General features: G+C 67.6%; 11 protein-coding genes. 4 read left to right on the top strand and 7 right to left on the bottom strand.

What is annotated here, in order from left to right; all coding sequences use genetic code 11:
• The first annotated feature begins 99 nt into the window (after positions 1–99).
• From pstC to phoU, 4 genes are all read left to right on the top strand, one after another.
• Positions 100–1,107, top strand: a complete 1,008-nt coding sequence (gene pstC / locus B1991_RS01280; protein ID WP_136256897.1) for a phosphate ABC transporter permease subunit PstC — start codon at positions 100–102, stop codon at positions 1,105–1,107.
• Positions 1,107–1,973 carry a phosphate ABC transporter permease PstA gene (pstA, locus tag B1991_RS01275; protein ID WP_136256896.1) on the top strand — a complete coding sequence of 289 codons (867 nt, stop codon included), beginning with the start codon at positions 1,107–1,109 and terminating at the stop codon, positions 1,971–1,973. The genes pstC and pstA overlap by 1 nt, the downstream gene beginning before the upstream one ends.
• Complete coding sequence (gene pstB, locus B1991_RS01270) at positions 1,966–2,760, top strand: phosphate ABC transporter ATP-binding protein PstB (RefSeq protein ID WP_136256895.1); 795 nt, start codon at positions 1,966–1,968, stop codon at positions 2,758–2,760. The genes pstA and pstB overlap by 8 nt, the downstream gene beginning before the upstream one ends.
• A gap of 143 nt (positions 2,761–2,903) precedes the next feature.
• Positions 2,904–3,650 (top strand): phosphate signaling complex protein PhoU, encoded by a 747-nt coding sequence (gene phoU / locus B1991_RS01265; RefSeq protein ID WP_136256894.1) that lies wholly within the window; start codon positions 2,904–2,906, stop codon positions 3,648–3,650.
• Here phoU and B1991_RS01260 read toward each other — a convergent pair whose 3' ends face one another.
• The 7 genes from B1991_RS01260 to B1991_RS01230 all read right to left on the bottom strand — a co-directional run bounded on the left by B1991_RS01260 (position 3,651) and on the right by B1991_RS01230 (position 12,891).
• Complete coding sequence (locus tag B1991_RS01260) at positions 3,651–5,090, bottom strand: sensor histidine kinase (protein WP_136256893.1); 1,440 nt, start codon at positions 5,088–5,090, stop codon at positions 3,651–3,653. It abuts the gene before it with no gap.
• A gap of 76 nt (positions 5,091–5,166) precedes the next feature.
• A complete protein-coding gene (locus B1991_RS01255; protein ID WP_136256892.1) occupies positions 5,167–5,502 on the bottom strand; it encodes a hypothetical protein in 336 nt (111 codons plus the stop codon).
• Between the two features lie 68 nt (positions 5,503–5,570).
• Entirely contained in the window at positions 5,571–6,914 is a 1,344-nt protein-coding gene (locus tag B1991_RS01250; protein WP_136256891.1) for a sigma-54-dependent transcriptional regulator, read from the bottom strand.
• 177 nt (positions 6,915–7,091) lie between these two features.
• Entirely contained in the window at positions 7,092–8,918 is a 1,827-nt protein-coding gene (locus B1991_RS01245) for a DUF885 domain-containing protein (RefSeq protein ID WP_136256890.1), read from the bottom strand.
• Between the two features lie 87 nt (positions 8,919–9,005).
• Positions 9,006–10,244, bottom strand: a complete 1,239-nt coding sequence (locus B1991_RS01240) for an ABC transporter permease (RefSeq protein WP_136256889.1) — start codon at positions 10,242–10,244, stop codon at positions 9,006–9,008.
• 62 nt (positions 10,245–10,306) lie between these two features.
• Positions 10,307–11,617, bottom strand: coding sequence for an ABC transporter permease (locus B1991_RS01235; protein ID WP_136256888.1), 1,311 nt, complete (start codon positions 11,615–11,617; stop codon positions 10,307–10,309).
• A 59-nt stretch (positions 11,618–11,676) separates the two neighbouring features.
• Entirely contained in the window at positions 11,677–12,891 is a 1,215-nt protein-coding gene (locus tag B1991_RS01230) for an ABC transporter permease (RefSeq protein ID WP_136256887.1), read from the bottom strand.
• Positions 12,892–12,973: the final 82 nt, after the last annotated feature.

The following is a 12,973-nucleotide window of genomic DNA, read 5'->3' as shown; positions in this document are numbered from 1 at the left end:
CGCAGGGTCGGAGTCGAAGGGGACTGCCCTTCGACTCCGCTGCGCTACGCTCAGGGGGAACGGGGTTTGTTCAATCACCAGCCGGTCACCGAGTCCCGCATGACGACTGCCATCACCACCGACATCCTGGAACAGCGCAGCCGCCGCGACGCCCGTCACGAGCGGCTGTTCCGCTGGCTGTTGAAGGCTTGCGCGCTGCTGGTGCTGGCGTCCCTGCTCGGCGCCGCCGCGGCCACCTTGTGGGGCGGGCGCGACGCGTTCGCCACGTTCGGCTGGCATTTCCTGGTCAGCTCCGAATGGGACCCGGGCAACGAGGTCTACGGCGCCCTGGTGCCGGTCTACGGCACCCTGGCCACCTCGTTCATCGCCCTGCTGATCGCGGTGCCGGTGAGTTTCGGCATCGCCGTCTATCTCTCCGAAGTGGCGCCGACCTGGCTGCGCACGCCGGTGGCCTCGGCGATCGAACTGCTGGCCGGCATCCCCTCGATCATCTACGGCATGTGGGGGCTTTTCATCTTCGCCCCGTTCTTCGCCGAACACGTCAAGCCGTGGCTGACCAACAACCTCGGCAACCAGCCCGACGACGGCCAGCTGTCGTGGGTGGCCGAGCACGTGCCGTTCGTGGGCAAGCTGTTCGGCAGCAGCTATCCGTTCGGCGCCAGCATCCTGGTCGCCGGCATCGTGCTGGCGATCATGATCATCCCGTTCATTTCCTCGGTGATGCGCGAGGTGTTCCAGACCGTGCCGACGCGGCTGAAGGAATCGGCCTATGCGCTGGGTTCCAGCACCTGGGAAGTGTCGTGGGACATCGTGCTGCCGTACACCCGCTCGGCGGTGATCGGCGGCATCTTCCTCGGCCTCGGCCGCGCGCTGGGCGAGACCATGGCGGTGACCTTCGTGCTGGGCAACGCGATGCAGTTGTCGGCCTCGCTGCTCGATCCCGGCACCTCGATCGCCTCGACCATCGCCAACCAGTTCAGCGAGGCCGCCGGCCTGCAGAAGTCCGCACTGATGGCGCTGGCCTTCCTGTTGTTCGTGGTCACCTTCATCGTGCTGCTGATCGCGCGCCTGATGCTGCGCCGCCTGGCGAGCAAGGAGGGACGTTGATGAACGCGCTCTACCTGCGCCGGCGGATCACCAATGCGCTGGCGATGACGATGAGCATGCTGGCCACCCTGGTGGGGCTGGCCTTCCTCGCCTGGATCCTGTGGGAAACGCTGCGCCAGGGCATCAGCGCGCTGGACCTGAAACTGTTCACCAAAATCACCGCCTATGGCGAGGACGGCGGCCTGCTGAACTCGATGGTCGGCAGCCTGGTGATCAACTTCATCGGCATCGGCATCGCCACGCCGATCGGCGTGCTGGCCGGCACCTGGCTGGCCGAGTACGCCAACCGCACGAAGCTGGGGGAGTCGATCCGCTTCCTCAACGACATCCTGCTGTCCGCGCCGTCGATCGTGATGGGCTTGTTCGTCTACACCATCATCGTGCTGCCCAGCACGGCGCTGACCCACGGCAACACCACCTTCTCCGGCTTCGCCGGCGGCGTGGCGCTGGCGCTGATCGCGCTGCCGGTGATCGTGCGCACCACTGACGAGATGTTGCGGCTGGTGCCATCCACCTTGCGCGAGGCCGCGCTGTCGCTGGGCGTGCCGCAGTGGAAGCTGACCGTGCAGATCCTGATCCGCGCCGCGCGCTCGGGCATCATCACCGGCGTGCTGCTGGCGCTGGCGCGCATCAGCGGCGAGACCGCACCGCTGCTGTTCACCGCCTTCGGCAACAACTACATGGCCATCAACCCGATGGAGAAGATGTCCAGCCTGCCGCAGATCATCTACCAGTACGCCAACGACCCGGGCGAATCGATGCACGCGCTGGCGTGGGCCGGCGCGTTCGTGATCACCATGTTCGTGCTGCTGCTGAGCCTGGCCTCGCGCCTGATCCTTTCCCGCACCAAGGTGTCCCATGACTGATCCCGCCCTCGCCGCCCGGCCGTTGCCGGTGGCGTCGCCCAAGTTCACCGTGCGCGACCTGCACTTCCACTACGGCGATTTCCATGCGCTGAAAGGCATCGACATGGATATCCCCGAGAAGCAGGTCACCGCGATCATCGGGCCGTCCGGCTGCGGCAAGTCCACCCTGCTGCGCATCTTCAACCGCATCTACGCGATCTATCCGAAGCTGCGGGCCACCGGCTCGATCCTGCTCGACGGCGAGAACATCCTCGACCCGCGCTATTCGATGAACCGCCTGCGCAGCAAGATCGGCATGGTGTTCCAGAAGCCGGTGCCGTTCCCGATGACGATCTTCGAGAACGTCGCCTATGGCATCCGCCACCACGAGAAGCTGTCCAGGTCCGACATGGAAGGCCGCGTCGAGCAGGCGCTGCGCAGTTCGGCGCTGTGGGGCGAGGTGAAGGACAAGCTCAAGCAGAACGCGCTCGGCCTCTCCGGCGGCCAGCAGCAACGCCTGTGCATCGCCCGCGCGATCGCGCTGAAACCCGAGGTGCTGCTGCTGGACGAACCCACCTCGGCGCTCGACCCGATCGCCACCGGCCGCATCGAGCAGTTGGTGGAGGAGCTGAAAAGCGAGTTCACCATCGTCATCGTCACCCACAACATGCAGCAGGCCGCACGCGTCTCCGACCTCACCGCCTTCATGTACCTTGGCGAGCTGATCGAGTTCGACAAGACCGAGAAGATCTTCACCAAGCCCGACAAGAAGCAGACCGAGGACTACATCACCGGGCGGTTTGGCTGATCGACTGAAAGCCCCTCTCCCCATGGGAGGGGGGTTGGGGTGAGGGTCCGGGCGAAGCGCGATGCTTCGCTCCGCCCCGAACCCTCATCCGTCCCTTCGGGGCACCTTCTCTCAAAGGGAGAAGGAACAAGCAGAGGCACATCATGAACACTGGCACAGACCACATCATCAAGAGTTACGACACCGAACTGAGCCGGCTCACCGCCGAGATCGTGCGCATGGGCGAGTTGTCCGTGAAGCAGCTGGAGGCGGCGATCGACGTGGTCGAGCGGCGCGACGAGCGCGCCGCGCAGCGCGTGGTCGACAACGACGACACGATCGACCAGATGGAGCACGACATCAGCCACGACGTGGTCCGCCTGCTGGCGCTGCGCGCGCCGATGGCCGGCGACTTGCGCAACGTGTTCGCGGCCCTGCGCACGGCGGCCGACATCGAGCGCATCGGCGATTACGCGGCCAACGTGGCCAAACGTTCGATCCCCTTGTCGATGGTGGCGCCAGTGCAGCCGGCCAGGGGCCTGGAACACCTGGCGCGACTGGCGGCCACCGGCGTGCGCGAGGTGCTCGCGGCCTACCAGGAGCGCGATGCCGAGCGCGCGCACGCAGTGTGGAAGAACGACACCGTGCTGGACGAGGCCTATACCGGCTATTTCCGCCAGCTGCTGACCTACATGATGGAAGACCCGCGCAACATCACCCCGTGCACGCACCTGTTGTTCATGGCCAAGAACATCGAGCGCATCGGCGACCACGCCACCAACATCGCCGAGAACGTGTGGTTCCAGGTCACCGGCGAACCGCTGCAATCGCAGCGCAGGAAACTCGACCAGACCTCCAGCGCGGATTTCTCCGGCCTGGCCGGATCGGGAGACAAGCCCGCGCGCCCGTGATCAGCCGCGCGGCGGCGCCTTGGCGGTCGGCAACAGCAAGGTCACCCGCAGGCCGCCACCCTCGCGGTTGGCCAGCAGCACCCGGCCGCCGTGCGCCTCGATGATCTCGCGCGCCAGCGCCAGGCCCAGGCCGGTGCCGGCGCGCTTGGTCGAATAGAACGGCAACAACGCCTGTGCCAGCACCGTCTCGCTCATGCCCGGGCCGCGGTCGGATACCTCCACTCGCGTCTCGTTGCCGCCGTCATGGATCGACAGCGTGACCTCGTCGTCCGGGCCGCCGGCCTCATGGGCGTTCTTGATCAGGTTGATCAGCACCTGCTCGATCTGCGCGGCGTCGAACCAGCCGGCCCGCTCCGGTGCGGCGGAGGCCAGGCGATAGCGGCAATGCAGCGACAGGCCCTCCAGGAAACCCGCCCACTCCACCGCGACCGGTCGCGGTGCCGGCAGCTTGGCGAAGCTGGCATAGCCGGCGATGAAGCCGTGCAGGTGGCGGGCCCGCTCGCCGATGGTGGCGAACACGCCGGGCAGGCGATCGACGTCGCCGCGCCGGGCCAGCTCCGCGCCCGAATGGGCCAGCGAGGAAATCGGCGCCAGCGAATTGTTGAGCTCGTGGCTGATGACCCGGATCACGCGCTTCCAGGTGGCCACCTCCTGGCGCGAGAGTTCCCGCGTCATGCGCCGGAATGAATGCAGTCGATGCGGCCGCCCCTGCAGCCGGAACGCGCGCTGCGACAGGTGGAAGGTTTCGTCGCTGCCGTCCATGTCGACCGTGAGCAACGCGTCCTCGCCGCTCTCCACCGCCTGCCGCAGAACCTGCGGAGCCTCGGCCAGCAGCTCGGCGAAATCCAGCCCGGCCAGGCTGCGCCCCTCGTTGAACAGATGCCGCGAGGCGATGTTGGCGTAGGCCACGCGGCCGGAGGCGTCGGTGAGCACCAGCGCCACCGGCGTGTTCTGCACCACCGTGTCCAGCAGCAGCTCGCGTTGCGCCAGGTGCTGGCGCTGCTCGCGCAAGGTGTGACCGAGCTCGTTGTGCATGCGGATCAGCTTGCCCAGTTCGTCGCGGCGGTTGGCCGCGATGGAGAAGCTGAAATCACCGTCGCGATAACTGGCCACCGCGCCTTCCAGCGCCCGCAGCAGACGGCTCACCGGGTCCAGCGCGCGCCCGGCCAGCCAGATCGCGGCCAGCACCAGCAGCACCAGTCCCACCGCCAGCACGACATAGAGGTCCTGCGGCGACATCGGCACAGACGCCGCCGTGGTGGCGGTGGCGGTGACCGGGGTCGGCGCCGCCGCGTCCTGGCCCATGCCGCCATGCAGCCATGCCAGCAGCTGCGGCAACGGCCAGTGGGTAACGCCGGCCAGGATCAGGCCGCCGACCATGCCGGCGGCGACCAGCAGCAGGCTCAGCCGGGCGCGCAGCGAACTCAGGTGTTGCCACATGGGGCACCGCTCCGGCCGATGCACGCGATGGCGGCCGTACTGGCTGCCGCCACCCGGAGATCAGCCGTCCGCCGTATCAGCGGCATGCCGGATCCCTCGGCTGCGCCGCGCAATCGACTGGCGGCCGGCCGTTCTGCCACGGTCGCGGCTTGCCCATCACGGCAGCCTTGTCGTTGGCCTGCGGCGGCGGCGCATAGGCGGGACCTTGATGCTTCGCCTGCTTGAACCGGAACACGCCACGGGCGTCGTTGCCGGGCAGCGTCGGTGCGCTGCGGTAGCTCGTCGAGCTGGTCGCCGGCGGTGCGGCATCCCAGCGATCGTCGCGCGACACACTCTGCGGCGCGGCCGACTGCGCCGCCACGGTGCCGGCCAGCAGCATCGCGCAGGGGATCAACAGATCTCGGAATTTCATCGCGTATCTCCCGTCTTTCCGATCGCGCATCTTTGTCCGCCGCCTGCGTGGCGGCAAGGCCGCCCCGGTCAGCCCGAGGTGGCCAGCCCGTAGCGCTCCATCCGCCGGTACAGCGCCTGGCGCGACAGGCCAAGCTGCTGCGCGGCACGACTGACCACGCCGCCGGCATGCTGCAAGGCATCCTCCACGGCGTCGCGGCTGGGCTCGTCCAGGTTGCGGGTTGACACCGCCGCATGTTGCGGCAGGTTGAGCAGCTCCGGCGTGATCGGGCTGCCACCGGCCAGCAGCGCGGCGCGCTCGATCGCATTCTTCAGCTCGCGCACATTGCCCGGCCACGAATAACTTTGCATCGCCTCGCGCGCCGCGTCGCCCAGTTCGGCGCGGCCGTCGAGGAAGAATTCCGCCAGCGGCAGGATGTCGTCGGTGCGCTCGGTGAGCGGCGGCAGGTTCACCTCGATCACGTTGAGCCGGTAGTACAGATCCTCGCGGAAGGTGCCGGCCTGGATCATCGCCTTGAGATCTGCGTTGGTGGCGCTGAGCACGCGCACCTTGACCTGGCGCGTCTTGCCTGAACCGAGCCGCTCGAACTGGCCGGTTTCCAGCACGCGCAGCAGTTTCATCTGGCCGGGCAGCGGCAGGTTGCCGATCTCGTCGAGGAACAGGGTGCCGCCGTCGGCCAGTTCGAAGCGGCCCTCGCGCGCCTTGTTGGCGCCCGTGTAGGCGCCGGCGTCGGCGCCGAACAGTTCCGCCTCGATCAGCTCGCCCGGCAGCGCGCCGCAGTTGACCGCCACGAACGGCCCGCGCTTCACCGCCGAGTTCGCATGCACGATCGCCGCGATGCGCTCCTTGCCGGTGCCGTTGGGGCCGGTGATCAGCACCGGCACGTCGGAGCGGGCGACCTGGCAGGCCAGGTTGAGCGTGCGCCCCATCGCCTCGGAGGCGAACACCAGCCCGTCGAGGTCGTACTTGCTGCGCAGTTGTTCGCGTCGCTGGCGCCGCTCGCGCCGGCTGCGGCTCAGCTCGCGGCTGGATTCGGACAGCTCCAGCAGGTTCTCCACCGTGGCCAGCAGCTTGTGGTCGTCCCACGGCTTGGCCAGGTAATCGGCGGCGCCGGCCTTGACCAGTTCCACCGCGGTTTCCAGGTGCGTCCAGGCGGTGAGCAGGATCACCGGCAGGTCGGGATGGCGCTCGCGGATGGCGCGGAACAGCTCCACACCCTCCTCGCCCGAGGTGGTGTCGGCAGTGAAGTTCATGTCCTGGATCACCACGTCGACGGCGTCGCGCTCCAGCACGGCCAGCCCGTCTTCCGGCGTCAGCGCGGTCAGCGGGCGGATCTCGTGCAGCGACAGCGCCAGCGAGAGCGCCTCGCCCACCGCGGGGTTGTCGTCGATGATGAGTACGGTTCGGGTCATACGTTTTCTGCACATGCGGGCATGGATGCCGCTCGTGCCCACAAGGTTGCCATGACCATCGGGCTATGCAAGCCCCGATGGCAAGAACGGCACGTCGCGCGCAGGGCGGGCACCGCCCGCCGGCCGTCCCGCGGCGCGACGATGGCGGGCGGTGCCCGCCCTACAAGGGACCAACCTCTAGATCGCCATCGGATGCGCTGGCGCCTTGCCGGCCTTCACCGCGGCGATCCAGTCATTGACGCGGTCCTCCAGCACGTCCAGCGGCAGCGCGCCGCCGCCGAGGATCTCGTCGTGGAAGGCTCGGATGTCGAACTGGTCGCCCAACGCCTGCTTGGCCCGCGCGCGCAACGCCAGGATCTTCAGCTCGCCAGTCTTGTAGGCCAGCGCCTGGCCGGGCCAGGTGATGTAGCGGTCGGTCTCGGCCTGCACGTCCGGCTCATCCTCGCTGGAATGGGCGTGGAAGAAGTCGACCATCTGCTGGCGGGTCCAGTGCTTGTAGTGCACGCCGGTGTCCAGCACCAGGCGGTCGGCGCGCAGCAGCTCGTCGGACAGGCGGCCGTAGTCGGACAGCGGGTCCTTGTAGAAGCCCACCTCCTTGCCCAACTGCTCGGAATACAGCGCCCAGCCCTCGATGTAGGCGGTGTAGCCGGCCTGCTGGCGGAACGGCGGCAGCTTGGGCAGGCTCTGCGCGATCGAGATCTGCAGGTGATGGCCCGGGATACCCTCGTGGTAGGCGGTTGACTCGATGGTCAGCACGCTGCGGTTGGCGAAATCGCCGGTGTTGACGAAGATCTGCCCGGGCCGCGAGCCGTCCGGCGTGCCCTGATGGTATTCGGCCGCCGCGGCCTCCTTCTCGCGGAACTTCTCCACCGGCTTGACCACCACCTCGGTCTTGGGCAGGCGCCCGAACAGTTTGGGCAGCTCCGGTTCCATGCCGGCGATGTAGCCGCGATAGCGATTGAGGATGTCCTCGCGCGAGGTGGCATGCGTCTTCGGGTTGGTCTTCAGCGAGGCGCGGAAACTGGCCAGGTCCTTGAAGCCCTGCGCGTGGGCGATCTCGGTCATCTCGCCCTCGATGCGCTTGACCTCGGCCAGGCCGATCTCGTGGATCTGCTGCGGAGTCTCGTGGGTGGTGGTCATCTGCTCGACCTGGAAGCGATAGATCGCTTCGCCGTTGGGCAGGTCCCACACGCCGGGCTGGCTGCGTCCGTGCGGTGCGTAGTCGTCCGCCACGAACTTGCCAAGCTTCGCGTAGGCCGGGCGCACGTCGTGGTCGATCGCGGCGAGGATGGCGTCATGCAGGCGCTTCTGGTCGGCTTCCGGCACCGACTTGGGGAAATGCTTCAGCGGCTCGGCAAACACGCTGTCCATGCCGGCCGGCTGCTCGATGCTGGCGATCTGCTTGACCACTTTTTCCAGCAGATACTTCGGCGGCATCATCTTGTCCGCCATGCCCTTGCGCGCCAACACGGTGACCTCGTCGAACAGCTTGGGTACCAACCTCAGGCGCGCCAGATAGTCGTCGTATTCCTTGGTGCTGTTGAACGGGATCGAGCTGACGAAGCCGGCCAGCGCGATATGCACGCCGCTCATCTGGTCCAGCGGCATCTCGTAGAGCTTGAGGTCGTAGGAGCGCAGCGAATCCTTCAGCTGGCGCACCATCAACTGCTGGTTCAACTTGTCGCTGTCGGGGAAGCCGCTGGTGTCGATCGCCTCGAAGCGCTTGAGGAAATCGGCCGTCGCCTGATGGTCCGCGCGCACATGCGCCAGCGAGACATCGCTCCAGTGGTCGTTGTAGCGCAAGTCGCCCAGGATGGTGGCGAACTCGGGGCTGTTCTTCAGCGTGTACTGCCACTGCCCGGCCAGCAGCGAGTTGAGCGCCCGCACGCGAGTGGCCACGTCCGCCTTGACAGCGCCTTGCGCGGTCGGGGTGGCCAGCACGCTGGCCGGGATAGTGACCGGACCCAGCAGGGCCGCGCAGATCAGCAAGGGCAAGGTTTTCATTGGACGGTATCCTCTGCAGGAAAATGGGGGGGGGCCGGCAGGATTGTGGCGCCGCGCGATGCCGACAACCCGTGCCAGATAGCATGGTCATGCCGAACGCATCGCCGCCACCGGCGGTACGCGCGCTGCACGCCGCGCCGGCGACAGCACCGACAGCTGGCCGAGCACCCACAGTACCGCCGCGCCGATGGGCAAGTACCACAGCGGCAGGCGAGGCAGCTCGTAGTGCGCCATGAGCAGCAGGTTGAGCAGCACCGCCAGCACGCCGCCGAGCACGATGCCGGCGCCGACGATCAGGAAGTTTTCGCCCTGGAAGTAGCGCAGGATGTCGCCGCGCGTGGCGCCGACCGCGCGCCGGATGCCGATGCTGCGCCAGCGCTGCTGCACCCAGAAATTGGCCAGTCCGGCGATGCCGAGTGCCGTGACGAACAGCAGGCCCGAGGCGGAAGCCACCAGCAGGCCGATCATGGTGGTGTCGCGCTGGAAATAGTCATGGCGGATCTGCGTATAGGTCTGCACCCGCCTGGGATCGATGAGACGGCTGGCGCTGACCTTGAGCAGAGCGGCCTCGGCAGCCTCGAGCACGCGCCGGCGATCGCCCGGCGCGCTGCGCAACAGGTAGGTGACGCCGGAAAGGTCGGGCAGTTGCGGCCAGAGCATGCTGTCGCCCTCCGTGCCCGGATCGCGCAGACTCGGGCGCAGCAAAGTCTCCACGATACCCACCACGCGGATGACAGAATGGCCCAGGTACATGTCCTTGCCCAGCGCCGACTGGTTCGGGTAGAGGCGCCGGGCCAGCGCGCTGCTGATGATGGCTACCGCCGGCGTATGCCCCATGCCCACGACGTAGTCGTCCGGCTGGAACCGGCGTCCGGCGACGAGATGCAGGCCAAGGGTATCGATCAGCCCCGGCGTACCATCGTAAATGCTTGGCGTCATGCAGCTCGTGCCATCGGCGGAACGCTGCTGCATCGCGCGTTGCAGTGATGCCTGGTCGGGACAGACGCCGCGTGAGGAACTGTTGTGGTTCAACGGCAGCGAATAACTCACCGCCGCCACCGATGTCACGCCGGGAATCGCGCGCAAGGCGGCAAGATCGGCCTGGTTGCGCGCCTGCTTGTTCTCGTTCTTCTCGATGCCGCTGCTGTGGATCACCGACAACTCGTTCTCGACGATGCCGGTGGCCACGCTGGCACGCTCCACGCGCTTGGCCACCATGAACACCACGTTGCAGACGATCGCACAAGTGAAGGCGACCTGCAGGGTCAGCAGGATGGATGTGAGCTTGTGATGGCGCAGGGTGGAAAGAATCGGTCGCAGTTGCATGATGGTTACCTGTCTTTCGTGAAGGAAGCCGGCCACGCCGGTTCCAACGGACGCAAGGCGCGCTACATGGCCTTGAGCTGCAGCGCCGGCGGCACCCGGCAGGCGCGCCAGGCCGGCAGCAAGCCGGCCAGCATGCTGGCGAGCACGGCCAGCATCAGGGTGCCCAGCAGCATCGATGCATCCATCTGCGCCAGCCTGGCGTAGTCGTCGGGCCGCTGGCGGATGCTCCACAGGCCCAGCTGGGCCACGGCCAGGCCCAGCGCACCGCCGGCCACTCCGATCAATGCCGACTCGACGCCGAACTGGACGAAGATGTCGCGCCGGCGCGCGCCCAGCGCACGCCTGACGCTGATCTCGCCGCTGCGGCGCAGGAACTTGGCCAGCAGCAACGCCACGATGTTGACCATGCAGACGAACAGGAAACCCAGCGCAAGCCACAATTGCAGGCGCACGTCCGTGGGCACCAGGTTTTCATGCGCAAGCCAGCCCATCAGGCTGTACAACTTCGCGTTGGCGGGCGGGCGCTGGAAACGACCCAGCCCCTTCTGTTGCGCCGAGTAGTCGACCAGATACTGACGGTACGCCGCTACCTGCGCCGGCGTGTCCAGTTGCACCCAGAATTGCAGCCAGGTCGTCGTGTCGCTGCGCTTGGACGCGCTCTCATCCTTGCCCCAGCCGGACTGGTTGCCGCTGACCTGGAGATCCTGGTTCACCGCAACAGAGAAGGGCAGGAAGAACTGATCCGCATCGCTGTACTGGTTGCCGACGTTGTCGGCGTAGAACAACGGCTTCGGTGCCCAGTCGGTGGTGACCCCGACCAGCCGGTAATCGTGCTCGCCCAACCGCACCGTGCGCCCCACCGCATCGGCGGTGCCGAACAGCTTGCGCGCCACCGTCTCGGTCAACACCACCACCTGCGCGCCGGCCGCGTCGTCAGCGGCGCTCCAGCCGCCGCCGTGCACGAACGGCACGCCGAACATCGTGAAGAAGTCCGCGCTGGTATATCTGCCGGCCACATAGAACGGCCGTACTCCTGCCCGGTCGGGACGCAACAACAGATTGCCGCCTGCCATCGCCGCCTGTCGCGTCGCGCGTCGCGCCGTGAGCAGCGCCATCGCATCGGGCCAGGTGAGGTTGTCGCTGGCGTCGGGACCGCCGCCGTCCTGCTTGTAGTCAAGTGGCAGCGGATCGATGTGCGGCGTGTAGAGCTGCGCGCTGCGCCCCGGCAGCGGGTCGTCCGTCATCACGTGCAGCACGGTGACCATCGTCATGCTGGCGCCGATGCCCAGCCCGATCGCCAGCACCATCAAGCCGGTGAGGACCGGGTTTCGCCGCAGGCTGCGCGCCGCCATGTGGATGTAGTAGCCAACCATGTTGCTCCCCCCCTTCCCTTCAAGCACCAAAATCACCTGCTGGGGTGCACCCTTGTTCGTCACACCGACCTGGTCGCCACCACCGGCGGCACCGCGGCGGCGCGCAACGCGGGACCGAGCACGGCGAGCTGGCCGAGCAGCCACAGTGCGGCGGCACCGATCGGCAGGTACACCAGCGGCAGGCGCGGCAATTCGTAGTGGGTCATCAGCAGCAGGTTCAGCGCATAGGCCAGCACCATGCCGAGCACGATGCCGAAGCTGACGATCAGGAAGTTCTCGGTCTGGAAGTAGTGCAGGATGTCGCGGCGGGTGGCGCCGATGGCGCGGCGGATGCCGATCTGCCGCCGCCGCTGCGCCACCCAGAAACTGGCCAGGCCGACGATGCCCAGGGCGGTGACCAGCAGCAGCGCCACGATCACGCCCACCAGCATGCCGATCATCGCGCGGTCCTTCTGGAAACTGCGGGTGCGCAGGTCGCCGAGGGTCTGCGTGCCGTCCTGGTCGAGCACCGCATCCGGGGCGATCTTCGCGATCGCGGCGCGGGCATCGCGCAACACCCGCGGCAGGTCCGTCGGCGCGGCGCGCAGCAGGTAGCTGCCGGAGAGATAGACACTCGACTGCGCCGGCACGAACACCGACCAGTCGCGGCTGTCGCCCGGCCAGCCGCCCGGGTCGGGTCGCACCAGGTGGTCGATCACGCCGACCACGCGAAAGTGCGACTTGTCCAGCCAGAACTCCTTGCCCAGCGGATCGGCGCCCGGCCACAGGTGCTCGGCCAGTGCCCGCGTCACCTGCACCGAGGCGTCGTCCGGCATCAAGGCGGTGAACGGACGGAAATCGTCGGGCTGCGGATTGCGCCCGGCAACCAGCCGCGTGCCCAACGCCGAAAGGCTGCCCGGGCCACCGACGTAGAACTCGACCACGCCGCCGAAGTGCTTGCCGGCCATGTCCGTGGTGATGCCCGCGGTGCCGCGGCGCGCGCCGAACGGGATGGAGTTGAGCAGGCTCACCGACTGCACGCCCGCAATGCTGCCCAGCCCGGCCAGCACGCGGGCGTTGAGGTCGACCGCGTGCGCGTTCTCGTAGCCGGCCAGTTGCACCGTCGCCAGCGAGGCCTCGTCGACGCCGCTGTCGACCTGGATCGCGTCGATCCGGCCGGCGATCAGGAAACAGGCGTTGCACAGCACCGCGCAGGCCAGCGCGATCTCCAGCGCGATCAGCACGGTGGCCATGCGATGGCGGCGCAACGCGGCAAGGATGGGTCGAATCTGCATGTCTCGTTACCTGATGCCTGGTGAAAACGGTGCCTGTCTGAGATGTCCGGCCAGGGATGGCCGGGCTCCTGCGCAGGAACAG

It is taken from the genome of Rhodanobacter lindaniclasticus (assembly GCF_004799035.1).
GTDB lineage: Bacteria > Pseudomonadota > Gammaproteobacteria > Xanthomonadales > Rhodanobacteraceae > Rhodanobacter > Rhodanobacter lindaniclasticus.
Note: the sequence above shows the minus strand (reverse complement) of the source record. Positions and strands in the feature narration are given on the sequence as shown.